The sequence below is a fragment of the Arsukibacterium ikkense genome (genome assembly GCF_000987775.1).
Lineage (GTDB): Bacteria > Pseudomonadota > Gammaproteobacteria > Enterobacterales > Alteromonadaceae > Alishewanella > Alishewanella ikkense.
This window is the reverse complement of the sequence record NZ_LAHO01000002.1, coordinates 143,084-167,288: the sequence shown is the minus strand read 5'-3', so window position 1 is coordinate 167,288 and position 24,205 is coordinate 143,084. Positions and strand designations below refer to the sequence as shown.

The following is a 24,205-nucleotide window of genomic DNA, read 5'->3' as shown; positions in this document are numbered from 1 at the left end:
ATTATTGCCCCAACTGCTGGCGATAAAACTGAGAGAACATCAGCAAGGTCCATAGCGCTGAGCTATGGTCGCGTTTACCGCTGATATGCTGCTGATACAATTGCTGAATATAATTCTGGTTAAACAAACCTGAGTCTGCCAGTGCTTCTGAATTTAACGCCTGTTGCAGGGTTTGCTTTAACGGGCCCCGAAACCAGCTGGCCAGTGGTATGGCAAAGCCCATTTTTTTGCGGTACAAAATGTCATGCGGTAAATGTGGCTGCAGCGCTTGTTTGAAGGCCGCTTTGCCCTCGTTACCGCTGATGTTCATCGAGGAGGGCACCCGGCTGGCCCATTCCACATACTTATGGTCTAACAGGGGTACCCGGACTTCCAGCGAATGCGCCATGCTGGCCCGGTCAACCTTGGTTAAAATGTCACCCACCAGATAGGTTTTCATATCAAGATATTGCACCAGTTTCAACGGATCGTCAGTATTCGCCTTGGCAGCGTGGCGTTTAAATACTTCCACCGACTGGTAGCCGCCCAGTTTTTGTTTTAACTGCGGCGAAAACAGCGCTGCTCTGGCATCTGAGCGCATAATAGACACAGTATTACAGTAGCCTGATACCGCATTCATTGCCAATGACTGAAAGGTGGTTTTGGCCCGCACAAAGCGGGGCGCCCAGTCGAGCTTAGGATAAACTTTACCGAGGGTACCAAACAGCGGTTGTCTGATGGCCTGCGGCATAATGCCGCGCATTTTTTCTTCATGTAACTGATAGCGATAACGCCGGTAGCCGCCAAACAGCTCGTCACCACCATCGCCTGACAAGGCAACCGTTACGTGTTTTCTGGCCAGCTCGCATACGCGGTAGGTGGGCATGGCGGAGCTGTCAGCATAGGGTTCATCGTACAGCGCTGCTAACTTATCAATTAACGAAAAATCATTGCGATCAACCATGCCGGTGCGGTGATTAGTCTGGTATTGGTTCGCAACCTGGTTGGCGTAATCACTTTCATCGAATTGTTTATCATCAAAACCAATAGAGCAGGTGTTAACGGCTTTGTCTTGTTGCAGTTGTGCCATTAAGGCCACGATAGCGCTGGAGTCGACCCCGCCAGATAAAAAGGCGCCGAGCGGTACTTCGGCGATCAGCCTGATATCAACCGCTTCTTTTAAGCGTTCCAGTAATTCTGATTTGACTTGCTGCTCAGTCAGGACCGCCTGACTAAAGTCAATATCCCAGTACTGGGTTTGCTGCAGCGTTGTAGCTTTGGTTTTATCCAGTAACAGGTAATGGCCCGGGTTTACTTTAAAAGCATTGGCATAAATAGTGTGAGGTTCCGGAATGTAGCCAAAGGTGAAATAGTCTTCAATACCATGGTAGTAAAGGCTTTTATCAAAATCAGGGTGTGCTGTTAACACCTTTAGTTCTGAACCAAACAGCAATTCACCGCTGGGTAATAAACTGTAAAACAGCGGCTTAATGCCCATTCTGTCGCGGGCCAGGAACAGCTGTTGTTTGGTTCTGTCCCAGATGGCGAAGGCAAACATGCCCCGAAAGTGCTGAACACAATCAACCCCCCATTCTTCCCAGGCGTGCACTATGGTTTCAGTATCACCATGGGTAGAGAAAATGTGGCCACGGGCTTTGAGTTCGGTGGTCAGTTCAGCAAAATTATAAATTTCACCATTAAAAACTACGGCTACCTCGCCGGTTTCATTAAATAAGGGTTGATGACTGCCCGCAATATCGATAATAGACAGCCGCCGATGTGCCAGGCCAACACCGGGCTCAAAATGATAACCATCATCATCCGGGCCACGATGAGACTGCAACGTGTTCATGGTTTTTAACACGTTCTGATTTACCTGATTGCTATTATTAAGCTGTAATATTCCGGCGATACCGCACATTCGTTCAACCTTCCTGTTGTCTGATTCCGGCAAGATACTGGCGCCGGTAAGCGGCCACCATGCTATCAAGACTAAATTGCTGTTCTGCTGCCGTTCTGGCATTACGACCGATTTGCGGTAGCTCAGCAGCCGTTTGCTGGCAGTGCTGTAACAACTGCATTAATTGTGGTTTATCACCGCTGGGAAATAACCAGCCGGTATGTTCTGGCTGCACCAGCTCGGGGTTTCCACCCACTTCACTGGCAATAACCGGCAGGCCGCAAGCCATGGCTTCAAGAATGGTATTGGAAATACCTTCGGCCAGCGATGGCAGCACAAATACTGAAAAGCCAGGCAAAATGCTGGCGATGTCACTGCGATCGCCCGGCAGCCAGCATTGTGCAGCAAGCCCCGCGACGCTAAGTTGTTGTTGTAAATGCGGTCGTTTTTGGCCGTCACCGATAATAACCAATGCGGTATTGTTAAGAAAGTCAGAGCTCTGCTGGCACAGCGCAATATAAGCGTCAACCAGCAACTGTTGATTTTTCACATCGGCAAGCCGGCCAACGGTACCAAAAATAACTCTGTCGCCTGCTGTCAGGCTGGCGGGCAGGTTACTTTGTACCCTGCTGGCAGGACTGAATCGCTCAGTGTCCACGCCATTGCAGATAACCGATAAGCGCTTTGCCGGCACCCCAACCGTTTGCTGTAAGTAGCGCTGGCCTTCCAGCGACAGGCAGATGTAGTGTTGAATGATCGGTCTGTAAAGTTGCTTTAGCAACACATACTTTTTATTCTGACCTGCCAGATCGGTCAGATCCCAGCCATGCTCGCCGTGAAGCCGGCGCGGCACCCGGGCGAGCAGGGCGACCAGCTGATATTCCATAGCGGCCAGATTACGGCTGTGGCAAACATCTGGTTTTAACTGGCGTAGCAATTGATAACAGCGTTTAAACGAGCCTAAATCCTGGCCGGCGCGCTTATGCAGGCTGAAAATTTGCACATCAGCCCGGGTGATCCGGGCGAAAAATGCCGGGTCATAATCGGTCAGGCAAATAATACTATGCCGAAATTCAGCAGGGTTAAGTTGATTGATCAGGTTTACCACGCCATTTTCCAGGCCGCCGGTGCGAAAGCTCCAGAGCAGATGACAGATATGCACCGTCATGGTTCCGGGCTCCGGTTGGCCAGACTAAGTTCAGCCTGAGCTGCAGAATTGGCTGAAACAATAAGCTTATAATGCTGACTTAACGCATCATTTAGCAGGCTGCGGGCTTGCTCAATATCGTCATCGTAATACACAGTAAGCGCATAAAAGCTGCCATGCTGGTTAAAATGAAACACTTTGCCCAGGGCTTGCAAAGCGGTAATCAGGTAAGGGTTGGCTGACCAATACTCACCACTGCCATACCAGTACCACAACAATCTTTTCTGGCCATTCACAGCCCGTAAATCGACCTCTTGCAGCGAAAATCGGTTAGCACTGAGCTCGAATTGCCGGCGTTGTGTGTTTGCGGCTGTCCACATTGCAGACTGGTAAGGTTGGTTGTGCCAGCTCACCAGCTTTTTGTCATCGATATGCTGATAAAAAGCACTGTAGAACAAAATATCAACCTGGTTGGCCTGCCACAGCCCCGCCAGCTGTGCCGAACTGTCAGTAAACTGGGGTAAAGCAGAGTTGGCATTCGCCGGGCTGAGGCTTTGTTCAAGCTTGACCAGGTTGTAATAAGGTTGCTGAGCCAACGGCGGCAATAACAGATTAATCAGCAGTGGCAACAACATTATGGTCACCCCGCCAATTGCACTGGCCGTTCCCGGCGCAACGTTATTATGTTTTTCAGCTATACCTGGCGCATTGGCAGGTGGCTGCTTATCGGCAAAAAAACTGCCAACGTAAAACATAATAAAGATGATAAAACCAAAAAACAGCCAGCCGTAAATTAAGTGGTCAACCCCGACCGCATGTTTCATGTCGGTTAGCGAGGCGATCAGTACAATGCCATAAGCACGCAAACCATTGGCTAAAATGGGAACTATGATGGCGGCGAGACAAAAAATGGCTTGTTTAACTCTGCTGGTATAAGTGAGATAGGCGTACAAGGTACCAAGTGCGACAGAGGCGATTAAATAACGAATGCCAGAGCAGGCTTCCGCCACCAGGAACAAGCCGGTTGGTGTGCTTAAGTATAAGCCGTCCCGGTACACCGGGATCTGGCTAAGTTGTAATGCGAATACCGTGATATCAGCGGTGATATTCTGCAGCCAGGGTACCAGATTCTCGCCCATGGGTACGGCAAAAAGCAGATATAGCAGCGGGAAACGCAACAGTTTGACTAACTGCCAGCCGCAGCTTAGCCAGACTATTAGCGGTAACATAAGTACCACAGCCAGCTGGCTTACCACATTAACGGCAACGGCATATGCAAAATACCAGGTTAATACCAAACCAAACAGCAATGGCAAGGCCAGATAACCAGGGCTTAACGGTGTTTGCCGGATGTGCTGGCGTTTACGCCAAATCAGAAAAAGGCTGATTGGCAAAATTAACACGCCATGAGCATAGGTATCGGAGCGTAGCCAGATGGTGAGCATCGAATGCAGTGTGTCGGCAAAGGCCAGCAACCAGACCAGCAGTAAGGCGGCCAGTGACAGCAGATAGGGCCGGGTGTTATGGCGCAATGCTGGTAATTTAAAATCAGCCATAATACTCATCCCAGATACCGTGAAATCTTAGGCCCCAGCCACTGGCTGACACCAAGCGGCAATTTTTGCCATAACTTAATAAATAACTGATATTTAGGGTTGTTCGGGCTTAAATTAGGCAAGGCGCTGGCATTGATTAACTGATACTGATAAGGCAGGTCTACCGCGACCATACCCCAGTGCTTTTTATAGCTATAGGCGCCGGACTCAAGTTTGCTTCTGCCAAAATCGTAACTGTTACAGCCTTTGTCTGCCCGGGCATGGCACATCAGCTGATAATACATAAAGTCGTTACTTTTCAACTCGCGTGCCTGGCTAATGCCGCCACCGTAGTAGGGTAGTACTTGATCTTTGAAATAAAAACTCAGCACACTGGAGACGGGCTTGCCGTCTTTGCGTACCGTCAGGATTTCGGTTTTGTTGCCAAAAACAGTCTGCAATGTTTGGAAATACGATTTACTGAACACTGGCGTGCCTAAGTTGCGGACACTTTCAGAGTAGGTTTTATAGAAATCGTCGATAGCGCTATCCAGAGTGTAGCTAAGTTGCTGATTGAGCGACTGCCTGATAACAGCACGTTGTTTCTTTTTTACATTAGCCAGAATAGCGGCATCATCTTCTGCCAGCGGACATTGGAAAGTGGCGTGCTGAATTCGGGTGGTCAGCTGATTATGCTGTGGATGTTGGTAACGTAGTTCCAGGTAATCTACTGCTAACTCCGCTGCCAGGGTAATAGCACTTTGTTCCAGATGGCGCTTGACCTCATCGCTACCTAAAGCGCCGCCATAAACACAAAATGGGGTAGAGACCAGGGCATCACCAAACAACCGGCTTTTGACTCTGGCCAGTGGTAACACACCGACAATTTCTTGCTCTGCGGTGGCGTAAAGGTAGAAACCCTGATGGCCAAGATCGGCGAGTACATGTTGCCAGCCAGCTAAATGAAAAAAGCTGCCATCCGGACTGCTTTTAACAAAATTATCCCATTCTGCATTGCGCTTATCATCCAGCGCTAGGCTTGATACCTGATACATGCTAGTCCTTAGCGGTTAAAATAAGGCTGGTACACCTGGCTTACTGAACGCCAGTTAAAGTCTTGCAGTAAACATCCGATTTTGGCTTCCATTTTGCCTAAATTAACATAGTGCCGAAAGCGTGATTTTAGCGGGGCATCTGCTATTCGTGGCTGTTCGGGATCGATTTCCCAGGGATGACAATAAAACATGTAAGGTATGTCTTTCTGGCTGACATAGCGGCTGATCAGGCGCCGGGTTAACCAGTAGGGCAGTAACCGAAAGTAGCCGCCGCCGGCAATCGGCAGTTGTCGGCCAAGCATGGTAAGGACAGGCATGGGGCATTCCCAGATACCCTCACTGCGCAAATAGGGCTGTTGTGGCCAATCAGGGGTGCCGTACAAATCGTGCTTAACCGGATAAGTGCTGGAGCTATATTGATAACCCGCTTGTTTTAATGCCGAAAAAGCCCATTCATTCTGTTTGCCAATAGAGAAGCTGGGCGCCCGATAACCGGTAACGGCTGTACCGGCGATATCTTCCAGCAGGCTTTTTGCCCGGCTGACATCCTGCAAGAAATCATCAGGGCTTTGACTGGTGGCTTTAGCATGATTGTAACCATGACTGGCCACTTCATGGCCACGCCGGTGGATCTCTCTTACCAGCTCAGGGAAACGTTCAGCGACCCATCCCAACATAAAAAAAGTCGCTTTTGCCTGGTGGGTATCGAATAAATCAAGCAGTTGGTTAGTATTCTTTTCTACCCTGACGGGCATTTTATCCCAGTCAGCTGCTGCAATATTCCGCTCAAACGCCGCAACATGGAAATAATCTTCAACATCTACAGTGAGGGCACTGAATACAGTACTACGGTTGTCCATTATGGCTAACGTCCCTTCCCAAATAACACCACTTCAACAGTGCGGATCAGTATCGTCAGGTCCAGCAACAGGCTGCGATGCTTAATGTAATACAAGTCAAATTTTAATTTTTCCTGAGCGTCTTCAGCTGTGGCACCGTAAGGGTATTTTAGCTGGGCCCAGCCGGTAAGGCCTGGTTTAACGTTATGGCGCTGGCTGTAATAGGGAATATCTTTTTCTAATTCATTAACAAATTCCGGGCGCTCCGGCCGTGGGCCAACAAAGCCCATTTCACCCTTCAGAACGTTCAGTAGCTGAGGTAATTCATCAATCCGGTATTTACGGATATATTTACCTACCCGGGTTACCCGATCGTCGTCGGCGCTGGCCCAGCGCGCACCATTTTTTTCAGCATCAGGTTTCATACTGCGAAATTTCAGAATGTAAAATGGCTTGCCATCAAAACCTACCCTGACTTGCCGATAAAATACCGAAGCACCGGTTTTGCGGCCATCTTCCAGGTAAATTAACAAGGCGGTCACTAGCATAATAGGCCAGGTGACCAAAAGTAGCAGCAACGCCAGCACCAGGTTGAGTTTGTAATCAAGATTGGTTTTAAAGCGCTGGTTCAGATCCAGGCCGTTGCCATAAATAACCCAGCTGGGGTAGATCAGATTGACGGCAATCTGGCCGGTTTCCCGTTCGATAAAATCGAGGATTTCAATAACATCAATACCGCGGCTTTTGCACTTAAACAGATGCTCTACCGGCAGCATGTTGCGCCGCTCGTCGCAGGCAATCACCAACTGATCAATACCGTTATCGATAACATATTGAAACAGGTTTTCTTTATAGTCGAAGTTGACCAGCTTGCTTTCCGGAATGCTTGCTGACTTGTCGCCATCGATATACGCGAAGCCGACAATTTCAAAAAAGCGCTTATCCACATTGCGGCGCATTCTGCGCTCAATAATAGAGGCCCGCTCGCCAGCGCCCAGCACCAGGATGCGGCGCCTGCTGATTCGGGTAATGTCATGATAATGAAACAGGGCTCTGAAGCCGGATAAGCTCAGCATCGCAATTAACGACGCCACAGCCAGATACAGCGGGCTGATATGCAATGATGGTATAAGGTTAAAAATGATACCTTCTAACAGCATTACGCTAAACAGCAGGGTAATAACCACCCGCTTAAAGATGCCGCCATGGCTTTCTCTGAGCTTTTGGTCGTATAAGCCCACCGACAACGCACACAGCATTACCGCAGCAGCAAAAAGCGCCGCATTAATCAGTCTGCTGTCGAGTGGTATTACAGGGTGGCTGCTAAGGGTGATGTTATACAGATAGCTGGCAATTAAGCTTGATAAGCATAACAAAGTTACTTCACTTATCAGAAACAACTTGTCAGCAATGGTACTTTTTCCGTGTCGGCGATACGTGCCCATAACGACTTCCTTGTGCGTGTGTTGCCTGTGCAGAGCTTCCAACAACTGCATGTCGACGTATAATTTAGCCTAAATATCACGCTAATTCTAGAAGAATGTTAAAATTTAATTTTCAAAAAATGCAGCACAAGAGTAAAGTTTTGCGTTATATTATGGTCGCAGCAAACAAAAGGATGCGTTTTATGATTGCAAACCGACTCTTAGCGGCACTGGTTATGGTGCTGGTTATACTAAGTACTCTGACGGCCTGCTCCAGCAGCCGCCAGCTTCCTCGTGCAACCGTGCAGGAATCGCTGACTACTTCAGTATCAAATTACCAATATCTGGTTGGCCCGAATGACAGCCTGAGTATTTTTGTCTGGCGAAACCCTGAGTTGTCAGGCAGTTTCATTGTCAGGCCTGATGGTAAAATCTCAACCTCTTTGGTTGAAGATGTGCCTGTAAGTGGCAAAACGCCGACCCAAATCGCCCGTGATATGGAAGAAATTCTCGGTAAATATATTCGTGATCCGGTTGTAACCGTTTCAGTAACTAATTTTGTCGGGCCATACAGTGAGCAAGTCCGGGTGATTGGTGAAGCCACCAACCCGCAGGCTGTCAGCTACCGTGAATATATGACGGTACTTGATTTGATGATTGCTGTAGGCGGACTTACTGAATTTGCGAACGGTAATGGCGCCAAACTGGTCAGAACCAGTGGTGGTGGTCAGGTGACCTATCGGCTCAGATTGGATGATTTAATCCGGGATGGCAATATCAGCGCTAACGTGGATATTTTACCCGGCGATATTGTGATTATCCCAGAAGCGTGGTTTTAACATTCTGCCCGCTGGTAGTAATGGATATGTTGTTCATGGAGGATAGATGAAAGAGTTGCATCAGGCGATAGAGCTGATACATACCTATATGCAGGGTGTTTGGCTGCGCCGTCGTTATATTGTGATTACCGCCTGGCTGGTTTGTCCGGTAGGCTGGTTTTATGTTTACAGCCTGCCTCCTACCTATGAAGCCAGTGCCAGGCTATATGTTGAAACCCGCACTTTCCTTGAGCCATTACTGCGCAATCTGGCACTACGTAGCAACAGCGATCAAGAAATAAAATTGATGGCCAGAACCTTGTTAAGCCGGCCCAATCTGCAAAAAATAGCCAGAGCCACTGATTTAGATATTCAGGCAAAGGATGAAAAGCAATTTGAAGCCTTAATTGATTCGCTGCAACGAAATATCAGAATCAGCTCGTCAGGCAGAGAGAATATCTATGTGATTTCTTACAGCAACCCTGTGCCGCAACGCGCGTTGAGCGTGGTGCAGGAAACGCTGAATACCTTTGTCGAAAACCGCCTGGGTGCCAGCAGAGCAGACTCTCAGGCAGCAGAGAGCTTTCTGAACAGAGAAATAGCCGAGTTCGAAAACCGGCTGATCGAAGCTGAATTACGCTTATCCGATTTTAAAAAGAACCGGATGGCAACCTTGCAGGGCAATGAATCTGATTTTTACAGCCAGCTGAGCCGGGAGAAACAACGGCTTGAATCAGCCAGGCTGGAGTTACGTGAACAGGAAACCCGCTTAAGTTCAGCAAGAGGCCAGTTGGCCGGGGAAGAACCGGTTTTCGGCGTGATGCCTTTTGCAGGTGGCGGCGGCGTTGCCACTCAGTTTGATGAACGGATCCGTAGCTTGTCTGCGCAACTGGACACCTTACTCATTCGCTATACTGATAATCATCCTGATGTGCTGGAAACGCAGCGCTTGCTGCAACGCTTAAACAGTCAGCGTGATGAAGAGCTGAAATTGGTGGCAGGCAATACTACCGAAGGGCGCTCTGGCAGCGGCTTTAATCAGAACCCGGTGTATCAGGAGTTAAGAATTAATGTTGCCCGGCTTGAAACGGAAGTAGCGTCTACCCGGGTAAGGGTGCAGGCATTTGCCGACAAAGTGGATGAGCTGGAAAGCAAACTGAACTTAATTCCGGAAATTGAAGCTGAGTTTACCGGGCTGAATCGTGATTACCAAATCACCAAAACTAAGTATGAAGCGCTGCTTGGACGACGGGAGCAGGCTGATTTGTCACGTCGGGCTGAAGCGACAGAGCAAGACGTGCAGTTTAATATTATTGAGCCACCACGGGTACCATTAACGCCTTCTGGCCCGCAACGTGGTTTACTGTATACCCTGGTACTGTTGGTTGGGGTGGCAGCAGGGGTGGCGATGGCATTTTTGCGCAGCCTTATTTCACCGGTATTATCCCGGGCCTCGCAACTGCAAAGTATAAGTGACTTGCCGGTGTTTGGTGTGGTGTCTCATACTGAGAAGAGTGCAATTTTAAAGCAGGTGCGTCTGCACTTTGTCTACTTCACTGCGCTAAGTGGTGCTTTGGTGTTGTGCTATCTGGCCTTGTTAAGTAATGAAATGCTGTTTGGTCGATCAGCGGAGTTGTTGTTAAGGGTGATCCGATGAGTATTATTGAAAAAGCAGTATCTAAACTTAACCAGGATAGTACGACGAAATCAGACCCTGCACGCCAGCCAGCGAATACGCTAACTGAGCCGGCAGACGTGGTGAGCCGCCAGGATGCAAAACGAAGCAAGCCTGCCGTTAACCCTGACAGCTCGTCGCATATGGTACAGCTTGATCTGGCGACACTTGAGAAAAAGCATTTTGTTTCGTTATCCAGCGAACGGCGGCTAATCAACGAAGAATACCGGGTAATAAAGCGTAAACTGATTAATAATGCCTTTGGTGCATTAAGCAAAACCCTGAATCATCCGAACTTAATTTTGGTTAGCAGCTCGCGCCCGGGAGAGGGTAAAACGTTTTCTGCCATTAATCTGGCACTGAGTATTGCCCTGGAGCAAGATAAGACAGTGTTGCTGGTAGATGCTGATGTGTTACGGCCGAATGTCAGTAAAACGCTTAATATCAGCCACAGTTTGGGTTTAACCGACTATTTACAGTCACCCGATGTTACCGTGCCAGACATTCTGCTGAGTACAAATGTGGAACGGCTTAAAATTATTACCGCTGGTTCACCACATCATCTTTCTACCGAGTTGCTTGCCAGTGAACGGATGTTGCAACTGGTCAATGAGTTTGCTACCCGCTACTCTGATCGGATTGTGATCTTCGACGCTCCGCCTTTGCTGGGGGTGAATGAAACCGCAGTGATGGCAGCCATGTGTGGTCAGGCCGTTATTGTGGTGGAAGAAAACCGCACCCGTCTGGCGGAAATAGAGCAATCTGTTTCATTATTGCCAAAGGAAATGGCGATGGGTTTTCTGATTAATAAAGCACACCGGAACCAGGGCAAAGGTTATGGTTATGGCTACTACTATGGCGCAAGTTAAACCACGTTTTTACTGGAGTAGTGTGGCTTTAGCCGTTATTGCAGTGCAGGCTTTGCCGGTGTTTGCGGTTGAAACCCGGGTAAGTTCGCAGTTGCGCACCAGCGGTTATGCTTATCAGATAGAAGAATTTGGCGTCGCCGGTACTGACGATGGGCTGGCGCTGCTGATTTCACCCTCTGTTAATTTAGCCCTAACGTCGAAAGTGCTGAGAACCCGTTTTAGCTGGCAGCATGAGTCATTGTTTTATAAAGACAGCCAGCGCAGTGGCAGAAGCTTTAATGAGTTCGATTTCAGCAATGTTTTTTCTTTATACAATGATCGGCTTAGTTGGGGGGTAAATGCGCAAAGTACTTACCGGGTTCGTAATACCCAGCGTGGTATTTTTAACGATAAAATTACCAGCAGTGGTGAGTTAAGCAAAGCCACCTCCTATGGTACTTATCTGCTGCTTAAAACCGCTTCCTACAGCGATATCAACGCGGCGCTGCGTTTAGATTATAATCACAGTCAGTACGATCAGCCGGGTGTTGATGATGGCTTACCTGCCTTTGAAAATGACAGCTACCGGGCCAACGTGTTATTTGCCAGCCGTGACCGCTCCCAAACCACGTTCTGGCGGTTAGAGGGGGCTTATGGCAAAACGCAACGCGAACAGTTGCGTGATTATGACAGTAAAGCCGCGCGGGCACTGTTCGGTTTGCCGCTATCATCCCGCTTGTCGGTAATTGGCCGCGGTAGTTACGAGTACACCGATAACAATAATTTTTACCAGAATGAGTTTTCATCCTATGGTGGCGGCATTGAGCTGAAGCTGGGACGCGTTTCCTGGGTAAATGCCTCGATAAACCGTTCCACCACCACCCGGCTGGATGAAAAGGAAGAAAATACTTACTGGGCAACGGAGTTTTATCTGGCGCCAAGCCGACGCACCTCGTTAGAGGGCTACTATGACCGACGTTATTTTGGCCGTACTGCAAATATCAGTGGTCAGTATAATGTTCGGGCACTTAACATCAGGTTGAGCGTTACTGATACGGTGCAAACTCAGACATCCTTAGATCAGGAGCTGATTGACTTAGGTATTTTTGTTTGTCCGGATAATGCGGTGGAGTTTACTGACTGTTACCGGCCACCGAGTGCCAATTATACTCCGCAACCGGGTGAGTCATATCAGCAGGTTTTTGATGTAGGGGTTGAGCTTGATCAGGAATTAGTCTTGCGCAGGTCAGCCAGTTTAGCATTGGGCTACAGTAAGCGTCGTTTAAGCCTGAATGTGGTGTTGAATTCCACCGACACTGAATATGTCGAACGCGGTGATGAACAACGCAGCCAGAGTGTAAGTGTAAGAGCAGGCTGGCGTTTATCTGAGCGCAGTCGAGTTAGCAGTACCATCCGTTTCTATCAGATCGACTATCAGTTTGCGAACCGTGAAGATGACAATATATTGATGTCTGTAGCTTATGATACAACCTTATCTGAGCAGTCTGCGGTGTCGTTGTCATTGCGCCGAACCGAACGCAACTCTAATATTGATAGCTTTAATGCCAGTGAAAACAGGCTGTGGCTAACCTATGTTTATACCTTTTAAAGGTCAGCCTGGCCGTTAGCCGCAGTAGTTGTTTACTGCTCTTTGGATTGGGTATCTAGCAGTTGTTTTTGTTTTTTAAGTAACTGGTCGAGTTCCCGGGCCAGTTTGACCTTTTGCTCTAATGAGCTATCTAAAATAGCGTTCAATTCATGCATTGCAACCGGTTTAGCTTCGGTATGGACCGCAGGTGGCAACTGATTGGCGACCTCTTCCGATAATTCTGCAATCACTGCCTGTACATCTTGCACTGTTATCGCACTGAGTTCTTCTAAAAAGCCATATAGCATGACTCTGTCCATCAACAGGTTGATTTTACGGGGAATACCCCGGCTGAAAGCTTGAATATGCTCGTAACATTCATCGGCAATCAAGCCGGACTTAGCACCTGCCTGCGTTAACCTGAATTCGATATAAGCTTTGGTTTCCTCTGTTTGCAGCGCGGTTAAGTTAGAAGATGCAATAATCCGCTGCCGGAATTGTTCCATATTGGGTGCCTGAATGATGGGATTCAGTTCATTCTGACCCAGTAAAAAACTTTGCAATAACGGTTTGCCGTCAATCTGAAAATTAGACAGCATTCTTAGTTCTTCAATCGACTCTAATGGTAAGTTTTGAGCTTCATCTACCAATAGCAGTGCGCGCCGATGCTGCGAATGTAAGCGTTTCAAGTAGCTGTAAATAGCATCAAGATAAGTGGCTTTATTATGTTCGGTAACAACCAGGTTGAAGCTTGACGCGATCATTCTAATCAGATCATCGGGTGCCAGCTTTGAGGTGACAATTTGCTTGGCAATAATTTCATCTTTATTTAACTGGTTAAGTAGCTGGTTAGCAATAGTGGTTTTGCCGGTGCCGACATCGCCGGTAATAACAATAAAGCCCTCACCCTGAGTTAAGCCGTATTGCAGATAAGCCAGCGCCCGTTTATGTAATTTGCTGGCGAAAAACCAGTTAGGATTAGGGGTAAGCTGAAAAGGGCGTTCCTTTAAGCCATAGTAGGACTCGTACATAGTAATTTCCTTATTAACAAATATCTGGCGCTTGTGCTAAACACCTTGCTGCGCTGCAGCCGCTCAGTAGATATACTTTGCTGGCAGTGTATACAAATTTGCCGTTAAAAACGATAAGCCTGCGATGATTTCTATTGGCAGCGCAGGTTCAGCTTGAATTCGCTGTCCAATGAATTTCTCAGGAAATCAGTGTAGTGGCTGGTATTTAGGTTGAATTTCAAGCAGAAAGTTTAAAAAATGGCCGAACGAAAAACTGGCTATAAAAAACTGTTGACACATTTACGGTGTCACCCTAGAATGCGCCCCGTGTTCAGCGATAACGTTAAGGCGAAATCGATGAATACAAAAGTGTGGGGCTATAGCTCAGCTGGGAGAGCGCTTGCATGGCATGCAAGAGGTCAGCGGTTCGATCCCGCTTAGCTCCACCAAGATTTCCAGTGCGTCCCCTTCGTCTAGAGGCCTAGGACACCGCCCTTTCACGGCGGTAACAGGGGTTCGAATCCCCTAGGGGACGCCACTTAAATCTGCACACTTTTACTAAATACAGCGTCCCCTTCGTCTAGAGGCCTAGGACACCGCCCTTTCACGGCGGTAACAGGGGTTCGAATCCCCTAGGGGACGCCACTTTAGTAACAGCGTTACATTCTGCTTTTATACTGTTTAGTCCCCTTCGTCTAGAGGCCTAGGACACCGCCCTTTCACGGCGGTAACAGGGGTTCGAATCCCCTAGGGGACGCCATCTAATTACAGCTTACTTCCTGATTTGTTTGTCTCTGTCGCCGTGAAGGCGGTGTCAGGACACCGCGCAAAGCCAACTGGCACGGCGGTAACAGGGGTTCGAATCCCCTAGGGGACGCTATCTAATTACAGCTTACTTCCTGATTTGTTTGTCTGTGTCGCCGTGAAGGCGGTGTCAACATCGTGCGTAAAGGCCACAGCTAACCTCTGTTCAGTGTTAACTCTGCAAGTAAATCGGCCATAAATTCACTGATCAACGGTTGTGCCGCTATATTGGGGTGAATACCGTCTGCCATCATTAACTCGCTGTTAATCGCAATACTGTCCATAAAAAATGGCCATAGCGTTATGTTATGTTGCTCTGCCAGCTGAGGATACAGCACAGTAAATTGTCTGACATAACGTGGTCCATAGTTTGGTGGTATGCGTATTTGCATTAGCAGCGGCTGGGCATTATGCTGCTGGACCAGTGTAATGATTTTACTAAGGTTTGACTGGATAAGTTCTACCGAAAAGCCACGCAAACCGTCGTTGCCGCCGAGCTCAATTAATACAGCGTCTGGTTTATGCTCTGCCAGCAGCGCCGGTAACCGGGCTAAGCCGCCAGCAGTGGTCTCACCGCTGATACTGGCATTAATAAGTTGCCATTCGGTATTTTTCTGTAATAACGCTGGCCAGCCCTGATGTTGTTGCATGCCATAGGCGGCGCTTAAGCTATCGCCCAGAATAAGTAACTTATCAGCATAAGCACAGTGGCTGATGAAACCGATTAACAACAATAAGATGATGCGCATGAATAAAGTACCTGAATTACATATAAAAGCCACAGACCTTGCAAAACGGGTGAAGGTCGCTGACGGATCACTGACTATCCTGCATGATATCAGCCTGACAATCAATCGCGGGGAGACGGTGGCGATAGTGGGAGCCTCAGGTTCTGGTAAATCTACCTTGTTAAGTTTGCTGGCCGGATTGGACACGCCAACTGATGGCGAAATTTATATGGCCGGACAGCCGTTACATCAGATGTCTGAAGATGAGCGGGCAGGGGTTAGGGCGAAAGATGTCGGTTTTGTATTTCAATCATTTTTGTTATTGCCCAGCTTAACGGCCCTGGAAAACATTACGCTGCCGGCTGAATTGTCTGGCGATCGCCAGGCCCGTAAACGGGGTTTGGCATTGCTGGAACAAGTAGGTTTAAGTGCCCGCGCCGATTTTTATCCGTCGCAATTATCAGGTGGCGAGCAGCAACGGGTGGCGATTGCCCGGGCTTTTATTACCGAGCCGGCCATTCTGTTTGCTGATGAACCTTCAGCCAACCTGGATGCGGTAACCGGAAAAATGATTGAAGACTTATTATTTGAACTGAATGACCAGCAGGGTACTACCCTGGTACTGGTGACGCACAACAATGAATTGGCAGTGCGCTGCCAGCGTCAGTATCAAATGCGCTCAGGCAGTTTTGTTAACTCAGCGCCAGCTGCAGAGGAAAGTGCAAATGTGGGCTAGCATTGCAGGACGGCTGTTCTGGCGTGAACTAAAGCGCGGCGAGTTATGGGTTATCGCTTTTGCGTTGTTTCTGGCTGTAGGCTCAGTGGTAAGTTTAAGTGGTATTACCCAAAGCGTGAAAAGTGCGTTGCAACAACGCAGTGCGCAGTTTATTGCCGCTGATCGGGTGTTAGGCTCTACCCAGGCTTTTAGCGATGACATTTTTAGTGTCGCTGAGCAGCTTGGTGTAACTACGGCCCGGCAAATGCAGTTCGATTCCATGCTGTTTGCCGGTGAGCAGATGCAGCTGGCCACCATTAAAGCGGTCAGCGACAGTTATCCGTTGCGTGGCGAGTTAGTGCTGCATCGCTCTGCCAGTATTACCGAGGGGCTAAGCGGCCAGTTAACGCCAGGTGAGGTATGGTTTGAAGCACGATTACTTGACCTGTTGCAAGTAAGCCCCGGCGATACCGTTGAACTGGGTGAGGCGCGCTTACAAGTAGCCGGGGTTATTGTCAATGAGCCTGATGCGCCCTTAAGTGTATTTGGTGGTTCACCACGGGTAATTATGCATCTGGCCGATGTTGCAGCGACCAATATAGTGCAGCCAGGTAGCAGAATAAGTTACCGTTATCTGTTTGCTGGCAGCAATGCAGCCCTGGACCGCCTGACTGACCAGCTGCAACCGAAGCTGACAGTGCATCAGCGCTGGCGCAACATGGACCAGGATTCGGCGATTGGCAGCGCGCTGGAACGTGCTGAGCGCTTCTTGTTACTGGCGGGCCTGTTGGGTATTGTTCTGGCCGCTTGTGCTGCTGCAGTGGCAGCCAGCCGCTATAGTCAGCGGCATACTCAGGCGGTAGCCATTATTAAAGCGCTGGGGGCCACCACTGCAAAAGCCAGATTGATTTACTGCAGCCACTTGTTGTTAGTAGTACTGTTTAGTTTATTGTTAGGCTTACTGGGTGGCCAGTTGGCAATTTGGGCAGCTGAAATTGGCATCAGCCATTATATAAGTGAATACCGGACTGAGTTTAGCGTCAGGCCGTTGTTGCTCGGTAGCCTGACCTGTGTCATATGTGCGCTCTTGTTTGCCGCCAGGCCGTTGTGGCAGCTAGCGAAAACGCCTGCCATCGAAGTGTTAAAGCAACCCGCTGCGGCAATTCGCCTGGATAAGTGGCAGTTATTGTTTGGTGCTGCAGCGATTTGGGGATTAATGTGGTTGTTCAGCGGTGAGCTGATTATCAGCGTTGGCTTATTTTTACTTTGCAGTTTGTTTGCTGCCATTTTGCTTGGCTTTGCAGCCCTGCTGGTGAAGCTGGCTAAACCGGTTGCTGCCGGGCAAAGCAGTGCAGGCCGTCTGGCTTTAGCCAATTTACGCCGTCGACTCTGGCCAAACAGCTTTCAGCTTATTACCTTCAGCCTGGCTATTTTTCTGACCCTGCTGTTGTACTTTTTGCGTGCTGAATTAGTTGGCCAGTGGCAGCAACAAATTCCAGCAGGCGCACCGAATCATTTTCTGGTTAATGTCAGCGCTGAGCAACGAGCAACCGTTACCGCTTTTACTGAGAGTAATAATCTGCAGCCAGAGCCGTTTTATCCGGTGGTTCGTGGCCGGCTGTTAACCATTAACAGCGAACTGTTGCAACAAGAAGCCACCAAAGAAGATCGCAGTGAACAGCGGGTTGGGGTGGGCCGCGAGCTGAATTTAACCTGGCTGGCACACATTCCAGCTAACAACAAGGTGGTAAGCGGCCAGTGGTTTACTGATAACACCGCTGCTGAAGTGTCAGTAGAGCAGGAGCTGGCGGAGCGGCTTGATCTGAAACTGGGTGATAAACTTGATTTTTCAATAGGTGGCCAACAGGTTAGCACCACGGTGAGCAGTATTCGCCAGGTAGACTGGAACAGCTTACAGCCTAATTTCTATATGATATTGAGCCCCGATGTGCTGGCAAGCTTTCCAGCCACTTACATAACCGCTTTTTACCTGGAGGCGGGCAGTGGCAATCTGATCAATCAGCTGGCACGGCAAATGCCAACGGTAACGGTTATTAGCGTTGATGCCATTATTAACCAGGTAAACGACATCATTGCGCAGGTAACTATAGCGCTGAGTTTTATCTTGCTTATTATTGCTATGGCCGCAGCCTTGGTGCTGGTTGCGCAGGTGCAGGCGACATTAGAGCAACGTGAGCAAGAGTTGGCTATATTACGGACGCTGGGCGCCAAGTATCGGTTTTTGCGTAATGCGGTATTGCTGGAATTTGCGTTTCTGGGCGGCTTAGCAGGTTTATTTGCTACGGTTCTGGCAGAGCTGCTGTTGATGGTATTGCAACAGCGGGTATTCGGTATGCCTTTTCAGTTCCACTTTGCGTTATGGTGGCTGGGGCCGCTGATCGGGGTAACCCTGGTGAGTTTACTGGGGTGGTGGCAATTACGCCGGTTATTACAAATACCGGGCGCGGTATTGATCAGAAGAGTGATTCAAAACTAGATGTTATAAATCCAAATCTGCCAGGGCGGCTGGCAGTTTTGGATATTTAAACTGAAAACCGGCATCCAGCGCATGTTGCGGAATGACCCGCTGACCATACAACAGAATATCTGACATTTCACCAAACAACAGACGCAGCATAAAAGCGGGCATAGTCAACTTAGCCGGCCGCTGTAATCGCTCAGCCAGGGCCTGGCTAAATTGTTGATTTGTAACTGGTTTTGGTGCGACAGCATTGATTGGGCCTTGCAAGGTGGGTGTCTGTAACAGAAAATCTATCAATAGCACCATATCGTCTATGTGGATCCATGACATATATTGCTGGCCATTGCCTAAGGGGCCGCCTAAGCCCAGACGGAATGCTGGCAGCATTTTTGCCAGGGCACCGCCGTTGCCAGCTAACACTATGCCTGTGCGCAGCATGCAAACCCGGGTTTTTGGGCTTGCCGCGCGTTGCGCCAGATTCTCCCAGCGGGCGCAAATATCATGACTGAATTCCGGATAAAAAGCACTGTGCGCTTCGGTGATACATTCAGTGCCCTGGCGACCGTAAAAGCCGACAGCTGAGCCGCTGATCAAGCTGGCAGGGGGCGTGTCGGCAGCCTGGATAAGTTCACTGAGTTGCTCTGTTAATTGCCAGCGGCTGTTGCAAATGCGCTGCTTCTGTTTTTCTGTCCATCTTTTATCAGCGATAGGCTCGCCAGCCAGATTAATAACTGCATCCAGTTGATTAAAATCAGCCTGTTGCAGTTCATTAATATAGGTCAGTGTTGCCGATGAACTAAGCTTGGCAACGGGCTGGCGGGTTAAAACGACTAACTGATGCTGGTCGCGCCAGTATTTAAGTAAGGCTGAACCTATTAAACCGGTACCGCCGGTGACTAAAATACGCATGACCTGCCCCTGTTAGTCTAAATTGTTGTTAAGTATAGCGGATTAACGCTGTTTTACTATTTGTTAACCGATAAGGTCAGTGAGACGGAATCAGCAAACCGTAAGGCATGCGGTTTATCAATTTCAACTTCGGCAAAGCGCACCGCAGGGTGAGCACTGGCCAGCGCCAGCACGTCGGCAGTCAGTTTTTCCAGCAAACTAAAGCGATTCATTTCCACCAGCTCAATAATTTGCTTGGTGATGGTGCGGTAATTCAGGGCGTTGTTCATGTCATCGCTGTTAGCGGCATTGTTAGCGCTGTATTGGATGCGGGCATTAATAATCACATCTTGCTTATTATTAATTTCATCATCTTTAATGCCAATAAAAGTGCGCAAGCGCAGATTCTTAATTTTAATTGTTGCCGGATTAAGTTCCATACTGCTGTTTCCTCAAAGTAGTTGTTATTGTTACGGCAGGCATTGACAGGGCGATCAGTATACAAAGATAGCTTTGCTACGCAAAGTGGTCAGGACTCGGGGAACTGCAGTTCAAAACGGGCTCCCCCTAAGTTACTGTCTGTTATTTGCATTGTGCCTGAATAAGATGACACCAGTTCTGCCACTATTGACAAGCCAACACCATGACCATCTTTATAAGTATCTAGCCGGGTGCCGCGGGTAAACAGCTTTTTCCGATCGGTAAGAGCAATACCAGGACCGTCATCTTCAATAATCATCTGTAGCGGTTGCTGCGCGACACTGAATTTAACCTGATGCTGGCAGGCTTTACAGGCGTTATCGAGCAAATTACCCAGTATTTCCATTAAATCGGTTTCATCACCCCGGAACATCGCGTCCTGGGCACACTCAATGCTGATAATAAGGTCTTTATTGCGATAAATTTTTTGTAAGGCATTGGTCAGTTTTTCAACATGCGGTAGAATTTCAAATTGCTTTTTCCAGATATCCTGGCCAGAACTGCTGGCTCTTTTTAACTGGTGTTCAATCATCGCACTGATCCGGTCGAGCTGCTCTTTTAACTCGGGTTGCTGGCTCAGCACTGAGGTATTGAGCACGGCGACAGGGGTTTTCAAGGCATGAGCTAAATCGCTCAGATGGTTACGGTAACGTTGTTTCTGACGATTTTGATTCGCCAGCAACAGGTTTAAATCTTCTTTAATGGTGCTCAGTTCAGCCGGATAGTTGCCATTTAAGTGGTCCTGTTCACCACCTTCTAACTTACGGATTTCCTGATCCAGTTTGCTCAGCGGTTTAGTTGTCCAATAATAGGCCAGTACGCTAAAAAGCACTAAAGCGGCGCCAATCCAGACAAACCATGTCAGCAAGGTGTTGCGAAAACTGACATAGGGCGCTGTTAACATGCTGTTCGTTTGCACAATATGAATGGTCAGTGGTGTAGTCTGCTCGCCAGAGTCAAATAACAACGCGATACTTAATAACCAATATTGCGAGCTGCTATCATTATCATTATAAGGGTAAAATAAGTGCTCACCAGGTACCAGATGAGCATTGGGTGGCGTAAACTTCTGACTGAGCGACGAATCTGATTGCCAGACAGTATTGCCATTGTCGGTGATGTAGGCACTTAAACCTGAGTCTGGCCGAAAAAAGTCGGGCGATAATGTATTGTTACTTAGCTCAATTTTATCGTCGTTGATTTTAAGATCAGACAACATAGCGTACATATGTACTTCAAGTTTTTGTTCAGCACTGGTGAGTAACTGGGTGTAAAAGGCCTGATCAATCGCTATGAATGAACTGGGTAACAGCAGCAGCAGCAAGGCTATGCTGACCAGGCCTTGCCTCAGCTTAAGTGACAACGTCATCACTAGCTGATTGTCAGGTTAAAGCGATAGCCTCTGCCGCGGAGCGTTTCTATCGGCTTTAAATCACCCTCTGGATCAAGTTTTTTACGCAGACGTAAAACAAATACCTCAATCACGTTGCTGTCTAAATCGAAATCCTGATCATAAATATGTTCTGTCAGTTCAGTTTTAGAAATCACTTTACTGGGGTTCAGCATAAAGTACTCCAGCACTTTATACTCATAGGCCGTCAGGCTAACTTCAGTATCGTTCAGCCAGACTTGCTGGGTGCGGCTATTCAATGATACCGGACCGGCACTCAGGGTAGGATCGGGTTGGCCTGCCGCTCTGCGGATCAGTGCATTGCAGCGGGCGAGCAATTCTTCGCCATGAAAGGGTTTGGTCAGGTAGTCGTCAGCACCGGCATCAAGACCTTCCACTTTTTCCTGCCAGCTGCCACGGGCGGTTAAAATAATAATGGGGGTTTTAAGTTCTTGTTGTCTGGCCTTTCGGATCAGGCTAAGCCCGTCCATTTTCGGCAGGCCTAAATCAATTACCGCTAAGTCATAGGGGTATTCCGCCAGTTTAAACCAGCCATCATCACCATCGTGGGCAATATCGACACTAAATTGTTGCTGCTGTAGCTGTTGTTTAATTTGCTCAGCTAATAAGGTTTCGTCTTCAACCACTAATACCCGCATTATTTTTCATCCCTTTCAACCCGGCCGGTACGATTGTCGACCAGCACGGTAATCACTCTGCCATCTGCCTGAATTAAGCGTACCCGATAATGCCGTGTTTCTGTTTGTACTTTTAGTACTTTGCCTGGATAACGTTGTTGAGCAAGCTGGGTAGCTTGCTCTTTAGTGACTTCAGGTTGTCTATTACCAAGTGCCGCAGCATCAGATGTCAGCAATAATGCCGCCAAAAGCATTAGCAGTAGTAGTGAACGAAGCATCTGTCTCTCCACAATGGTTTGCGCAGTATGTTACCTAACTATATTGGCTGCAACAATAAACTTAGTGCCTTAACATTGCTGAGCCTAAGCTATGCAGCCTTAATTGTCGCTGAATCTTGCAATAAAACAAATTGCAATAAAAGTTAAATAAAAATTGCAAAAGTTAAAAACTAAACTAATTTATATTTGATTGGTGTTTAAAATGTTGCTTCTCTGGGTATTGCCAGGCCACTGTTTATCTTGCCAATCTGAACAGTTGTAGTGGCTTACCCTACCAACTATAGCTTTGCAGGGATGCAACGGAATAAGGTTAAGGACAAAACCATGAAGAATCTGATGATAGCTTTACTGTTAACCGGCATGACGCTGACGGCAAACCAGACGTTGGCGGCAAAACCTGGCGCTACCCTTGATAAACAGGCTGCGACTGCGCAGCAGCAACAAAAAATAAAGCTCAATAACGCCAGTGCCGACCAACTGGAAGCGATACCGGGCGTGGGCAAAGCGAAAGCACAGGCGATACTGTCTCATATTCAGAGCCATGGCCCTATTACCAGCCAGCAACAATTGACAGAAGTAAAAGGCATTGGTGATAAGCTGGCTGCAAAAGTAGCGCAGTATGTAAGTTTTGAATAACCAATGTTCTGATCGTACTATCGTGATAAAGCCTTGGGGGTTAATCCCCTAAGGCTTTCATTTGTTCATTAGCCCATTGTACGGCGTTATGATAGGCATCGGGCACTTTATCTGGCGCAATACCTAATTGCTCGATAGCCTGATTAGCCTGTTGCCAGTTTGCGGCTTCATAATGCTTAATTAGTGCCAGATAGTCGGCCAGGATACCGCTATGTTCAACCAGGGCCTCTTTAATTTCTTTGGCAAGTGGCAATTTCTCCATCACGCTGGCAATAGGTTCATCTAAAATGGCATCCATCAGTGACATTAACCCGGTTAAGAAGGCCTTGCCGGTGTCAACTTTGCCATCCAGACTGGCGAGGCCTTCGGCAAACCTGGCCCGGGTCATTGACATCCGCATCAGTTCCGCCGGTTTATCACTGCTGATCTGAGCGGTAAATAACAGTGATAAAAATTTCTTTAATTCAACCTGGCCAAGCACTACCAGGGCTTGTTTAATGGTTTCGATTTCCGCCCGGCGTTTAAAAATGGATGAATTACTATAACGCAGCAACTTGTAAGACAAACTAACGTCGCGCTGAAATACATTGGTAATTTTGACCAGATCCATCTCAGCTTTTGACGTCTCATACAATAATTCTGCCAGCGTCATCTGCGCCGGAGACAGTGCTTTTGTTTGCATCATTTCTGGCTGGGAAAAAAAGAAACCCTGGAAATAGTAAAATCCCATATCTAACGCTTGTTGAAACTCGTCATTGGTTTCTACTTTTTCCGCTAGCAGTTTAATGTGTGGGAAATCAGCAATGGCTTGTTGGATGATTTTGATAGTGTCGAGATCTGTAGTGCGAAAATCAATTTTAATAATATCAATAAACGGATAAAAGTGCCGCCAGACTGGCTGATGAATGTAGTCGTCTAATGCCAGAGTGTAGCCCAGTTCTTTTAAATGCTGGCATTCGCTTAGCAGGCGTTTACCCGGTTGCACGGTTTCCAGAATTTCTACCACCACCTGCTCTTTTGGCAGCATGCTGGGATATTTTTTCAGCAGGCTGTCCAGCGTGAAATTGATAAAGCCAGGTTTATCGCCAAGAAAATCTTCCAGACCAAAACTAAACTGGCTGCCTTCAATCATTCTGGAGGTAGCTTCTTCACCATTTATTTGTTCTGGAAATACATTAGTTAAGCCGTCCCGAAACAGTAATTCGTAAGCATAAAGCACTTTATTACGGTCAAGAATGGGTTGGCGGGCAGCATAGAAATACATAATGCAGAGTTCTCGATTGGTATATTGAGACTAATTTAGCAAACTTTTCCCGCAACGCGATAGCATTTTATTGCGTTGCGGGAA

General features: G+C 47.9%; 21 protein-coding genes and 4 tRNA genes. 11 read left to right on the top strand and 14 right to left on the bottom strand.

Annotated features, from left to right (window positions below; genetic code table 11):
* Position 1: 1 nt before the first annotated feature.
* Genes WG68_RS02760 through WG68_RS02735 form a run of 6 tightly spaced genes read right to left on the bottom strand, consistent with a single transcriptional unit; the run spans position 2 to position 7,900 of the window.
* Complete coding sequence (locus WG68_RS02760; RefSeq protein WP_046556124.1) at positions 2 to 1,900, bottom strand: XrtA/PEP-CTERM system amidotransferase; 1,899 nt, start codon at positions 1,898 to 1,900, stop codon at positions 2 to 4.
* A 4-nt stretch (positions 1,901 to 1,904) separates the two neighbouring features.
* Positions 1,905 to 3,047, bottom strand: a complete 1,143-nt coding sequence (locus WG68_RS02755; RefSeq protein ID WP_046556123.1) for a TIGR03088 family PEP-CTERM/XrtA system glycosyltransferase — start codon at positions 3,045 to 3,047, stop codon at positions 1,905 to 1,907.
* On the bottom strand, positions 3,044 to 4,582 hold the full coding sequence (gene xrtA / locus WG68_RS02750) for an exosortase A (RefSeq protein WP_052748944.1): 1,539 nt from the start codon (positions 4,580 to 4,582) through the stop codon (positions 3,044 to 3,046). Before xrtA ends, WG68_RS02755 begins: the two co-directional genes overlap by 4 nt.
* A 5-nt stretch (positions 4,583 to 4,587) precedes the next feature.
* Entirely contained in the window at positions 4,588 to 5,616 is a 1,029-nt protein-coding gene (locus WG68_RS02745) for a FemAB family XrtA/PEP-CTERM system-associated protein (RefSeq protein WP_046556121.1), read from the bottom strand.
* Between the two features lie 8 nt (positions 5,617 to 5,624).
* Positions 5,625 to 6,476, bottom strand: coding sequence for an XrtA system polysaccharide deacetylase (locus tag WG68_RS02740; RefSeq protein ID WP_046556120.1), 852 nt, complete (start codon positions 6,474 to 6,476; stop codon positions 5,625 to 5,627).
* 5 nt (positions 6,477 to 6,481) lie between these two features.
* On the bottom strand, positions 6,482 to 7,900 hold the full coding sequence (locus WG68_RS02735; protein ID WP_046556119.1) for a TIGR03013 family XrtA/PEP-CTERM system glycosyltransferase: 1,419 nt from the start codon (positions 7,898 to 7,900) through the stop codon (positions 6,482 to 6,484).
* 182 nt (positions 7,901 to 8,082) lie between these two features.
* On the opposite strand from WG68_RS02735, the gene WG68_RS02730 reads away from it, so the two are divergent.
* From WG68_RS02730 to WG68_RS02715, 4 genes are read left to right on the top strand one after another with little or no spacing between them, the layout of a single operon-like run.
* Positions 8,083 to 8,718 (top strand): XrtA/PEP-CTERM system exopolysaccharide export protein, encoded by a 636-nt coding sequence (locus WG68_RS02730; protein WP_046556313.1) that lies wholly within the window; start codon positions 8,083 to 8,085, stop codon positions 8,716 to 8,718.
* 46 nt (positions 8,719 to 8,764) lie between these two features.
* Complete coding sequence (locus WG68_RS02725; protein ID WP_046556118.1) at positions 8,765 to 10,354, top strand: XrtA system polysaccharide chain length determinant; 1,590 nt, start codon at positions 8,765 to 8,767, stop codon at positions 10,352 to 10,354.
* Positions 10,351 to 11,241 carry an XrtA-associated tyrosine autokinase gene (locus tag WG68_RS02720; protein WP_046556117.1) on the top strand — a complete coding sequence of 297 codons (891 nt, stop codon included), beginning with the start codon at positions 10,351 to 10,353 and terminating at the stop codon, positions 11,239 to 11,241. The genes WG68_RS02725 and WG68_RS02720 overlap by 4 nt, the downstream gene beginning before the upstream one ends.
* On the top strand, positions 11,216 to 12,829 hold the full coding sequence (locus WG68_RS02715; protein WP_161796343.1) for a TIGR03016 family PEP-CTERM system-associated outer membrane protein: 1,614 nt from the start codon (positions 11,216 to 11,218) through the stop codon (positions 12,827 to 12,829). Before WG68_RS02720 ends, WG68_RS02715 begins: the two co-directional genes overlap by 26 nt.
* Positions 12,830 to 12,861: 32 nt before the next feature.
* Here the strand turns inward: WG68_RS02715 and WG68_RS02710 are convergent, their stop codons facing one another.
* A complete protein-coding gene (locus tag WG68_RS02710; RefSeq protein ID WP_046556116.1) occupies positions 12,862 to 13,839 on the bottom strand; it encodes an XrtA/PEP-CTERM system-associated ATPase in 978 nt (325 codons plus the stop codon).
* 352 nt (positions 13,840 to 14,191) lie between these two features.
* On the opposite strand from WG68_RS02710, the gene WG68_RS02705 reads away from it, so the two are divergent.
* The 4 genes from WG68_RS02705 (at position 14,192) to WG68_RS02690 (ending at position 14,578) form a co-directional block, all read left to right on the top strand.
* Positions 14,192 to 14,267, top strand: a tRNA-Ala gene (locus WG68_RS02705).
* Between the two features lie 13 nt (positions 14,268 to 14,280).
* A tRNA-Glu gene (locus WG68_RS02700) sits at positions 14,281 to 14,356 on the top strand.
* Positions 14,357 to 14,387: 31 nt separating this feature from the next.
* Positions 14,388 to 14,463: transfer RNA gene (locus WG68_RS02695), tRNA-Glu, on the top strand.
* A gap of 39 nt (positions 14,464 to 14,502) precedes the next feature.
* Positions 14,503 to 14,578: transfer RNA gene (locus tag WG68_RS02690), tRNA-Glu, on the top strand.
* Positions 14,579 to 14,777: 199 nt separating this feature from the next.
* On the opposite strand, the gene WG68_RS02685 is transcribed toward WG68_RS02690, so the two are convergent.
* Entirely contained in the window at positions 14,778 to 15,371 is a 594-nt protein-coding gene (locus WG68_RS02685; RefSeq protein ID WP_046556115.1) for an arylesterase, read from the bottom strand.
* Here WG68_RS02685 and WG68_RS02680 point away from each other — a divergent pair.
* Positions 15,370 to 16,086 (top strand): ABC transporter ATP-binding protein, encoded by a 717-nt coding sequence (locus WG68_RS02680; protein ID WP_046556114.1) that lies wholly within the window; start codon positions 15,370 to 15,372, stop codon positions 16,084 to 16,086. The two genes, WG68_RS02685 and WG68_RS02680, sit on opposite strands and share 2 nt — an antisense overlap.
* Entirely contained in the window at positions 16,076 to 18,562 is a 2,487-nt protein-coding gene (locus WG68_RS02675; RefSeq protein WP_046556113.1) for an ABC transporter permease, read from the top strand. Before WG68_RS02680 ends, WG68_RS02675 begins: the two co-directional genes overlap by 11 nt.
* Before the next feature lie 3 nt (positions 18,563 to 18,565).
* Here WG68_RS02675 and WG68_RS02670 read toward each other — a convergent pair whose 3' ends face one another.
* The 5 genes from WG68_RS02670 to WG68_RS02650 form a co-directional block, all read right to left on the bottom strand.
* The gene (locus tag WG68_RS02670) at positions 18,566 to 19,456 is read right to left on the bottom strand and encodes a TIGR01777 family oxidoreductase (protein WP_046556112.1); all 891 of its coding nucleotides are present in this window, start codon (positions 19,454 to 19,456) and stop codon (positions 18,566 to 18,568) included.
* A 56-nt stretch (positions 19,457 to 19,512) separates the two neighbouring features.
* Positions 19,513 to 19,875 (bottom strand): dihydroneopterin triphosphate 2'-epimerase, encoded by a 363-nt coding sequence (gene folX / locus WG68_RS02665; protein ID WP_046556111.1) that lies wholly within the window; start codon positions 19,873 to 19,875, stop codon positions 19,513 to 19,515.
* Between the two features lie 89 nt (positions 19,876 to 19,964).
* The gene (locus WG68_RS02660) at positions 19,965 to 21,284 is read right to left on the bottom strand and encodes an ATP-binding protein (RefSeq protein ID WP_046556110.1); all 1,320 of its coding nucleotides are present in this window, start codon (positions 21,282 to 21,284) and stop codon (positions 19,965 to 19,967) included.
* 2 nt (positions 21,285 to 21,286) lie between these two features.
* Complete coding sequence (locus tag WG68_RS02655) at positions 21,287 to 21,964, bottom strand: response regulator transcription factor (RefSeq protein ID WP_046556109.1); 678 nt, start codon at positions 21,962 to 21,964, stop codon at positions 21,287 to 21,289.
* Positions 21,964 to 22,221: a PepSY domain-containing protein gene (locus WG68_RS02650; RefSeq protein ID WP_052748924.1), complete on the bottom strand. Its 258-nt coding sequence runs from the start codon at positions 22,219 to 22,221 to the stop codon at positions 21,964 to 21,966. The genes WG68_RS02655 and WG68_RS02650 overlap by 1 nt, the downstream gene beginning before the upstream one ends.
* Positions 22,222 to 22,545: 324 nt before the next feature.
* Here WG68_RS02650 and WG68_RS02645 point away from each other — a divergent pair, with 324 nt between their 5' ends.
* A complete protein-coding gene (locus tag WG68_RS02645) occupies positions 22,546 to 22,857 on the top strand; it encodes a ComEA family DNA-binding protein (RefSeq protein ID WP_046556107.1) in 312 nt (103 codons plus the stop codon).
* A 40-nt stretch (positions 22,858 to 22,897) separates the two neighbouring features.
* Here WG68_RS02645 and WG68_RS02640 read toward each other — a convergent pair whose 3' ends face one another.
* On the bottom strand, positions 22,898 to 24,121 hold the full coding sequence (locus WG68_RS02640) for an EAL and HDOD domain-containing protein (RefSeq protein ID WP_046556106.1): 1,224 nt from the start codon (positions 24,119 to 24,121) through the stop codon (positions 22,898 to 22,900).
* Positions 24,122 to 24,205 lie beyond the last annotated feature (84 nt).

Excerpts from the sequence above, each read along its gene's own strand:
- WG68_RS02660 (WP_046556110.1), bottom strand. The coding sequence starts at position 21,284 with ATGACGTTGTCACTTAAGCTGAGGCAAGGCCTGGTCAGCATAGCCTTG.
- WG68_RS02715 (WP_161796343.1), top strand. The coding sequence starts at position 11,216 with ATGGCTACTACTATGGCGCAAGTTAAACCACGTTTTTACTGGAGTAGT.
- WG68_RS02670 (WP_046556112.1), bottom strand. The coding sequence starts at position 19,456 with ATGCGTATTTTAGTCACCGGCGGTACCGGTTTAATAGGTTCAGCCTTA.
- WG68_RS02680 (WP_046556114.1), top strand. The coding sequence starts at position 15,370 with ATGAATAAAGTACCTGAATTACATATAAAAGCCACAGACCTTGCAAAA.
- WG68_RS02710 (WP_046556116.1), bottom strand. The coding sequence starts at position 13,839 with ATGTACGAGTCCTACTATGGCTTAAAGGAACGCCCTTTTCAGCTTACC.
- folX (WP_046556111.1), bottom strand. The coding sequence starts at position 19,875 with ATGGAACTTAATCCGGCAACAATTAAAATTAAGAATCTGCGCTTGCGC.
- WG68_RS02720 (WP_046556117.1), top strand. The coding sequence starts at position 10,351 with ATGAGTATTATTGAAAAAGCAGTATCTAAACTTAACCAGGATAGTACG.
- WG68_RS02650 (WP_052748924.1), bottom strand. The coding sequence starts at position 22,221 with ATGCTTCGTTCACTACTACTGCTAATGCTTTTGGCGGCATTATTGCTG.
- WG68_RS02755 (WP_046556123.1), bottom strand. The coding sequence starts at position 3,047 with ATGACGGTGCATATCTGTCATCTGCTCTGGAGCTTTCGCACCGGCGGC.
- WG68_RS02655 (WP_046556109.1), bottom strand. The coding sequence starts at position 21,964 with ATGCGGGTATTAGTGGTTGAAGACGAAACCTTATTAGCTGAGCAAATT.
- WG68_RS02760 (WP_046556124.1), bottom strand. The coding sequence starts at position 1,900 with ATGTGCGGTATCGCCGGAATATTACAGCTTAATAATAGCAATCAGGTA.
- WG68_RS02645 (WP_046556107.1), top strand. The coding sequence starts at position 22,546 with ATGAAGAATCTGATGATAGCTTTACTGTTAACCGGCATGACGCTGACG.
- WG68_RS02745 (WP_046556121.1), bottom strand. The coding sequence starts at position 5,616 with ATGTATCAGGTATCAAGCCTAGCGCTGGATGATAAGCGCAATGCAGAA.
- WG68_RS02725 (WP_046556118.1), top strand. The coding sequence starts at position 8,765 with ATGAAAGAGTTGCATCAGGCGATAGAGCTGATACATACCTATATGCAG.
- WG68_RS02740 (WP_046556120.1), bottom strand. The coding sequence starts at position 6,476 with ATGGACAACCGTAGTACTGTATTCAGTGCCCTCACTGTAGATGTTGAA.
- WG68_RS02640 (WP_046556106.1), bottom strand. The coding sequence starts at position 24,121 with ATGTATTTCTATGCTGCCCGCCAACCCATTCTTGACCGTAATAAAGTG.
- xrtA (WP_052748944.1), bottom strand. The coding sequence starts at position 4,582 with ATGGCTGATTTTAAATTACCAGCATTGCGCCATAACACCCGGCCCTAT.
- WG68_RS02685 (WP_046556115.1), bottom strand. The coding sequence starts at position 15,371 with ATGCGCATCATCTTATTGTTGTTAATCGGTTTCATCAGCCACTGTGCT.
- WG68_RS02730 (WP_046556313.1), top strand. The coding sequence starts at position 8,083 with ATGATTGCAAACCGACTCTTAGCGGCACTGGTTATGGTGCTGGTTATA.
- WG68_RS02735 (WP_046556119.1), bottom strand. The coding sequence starts at position 7,900 with ATGGGCACGTATCGCCGACACGGAAAAAGTACCATTGCTGACAAGTTG.
- WG68_RS02675 (WP_046556113.1), top strand. The coding sequence starts at position 16,076 with ATGTGGGCTAGCATTGCAGGACGGCTGTTCTGGCGTGAACTAAAGCGC.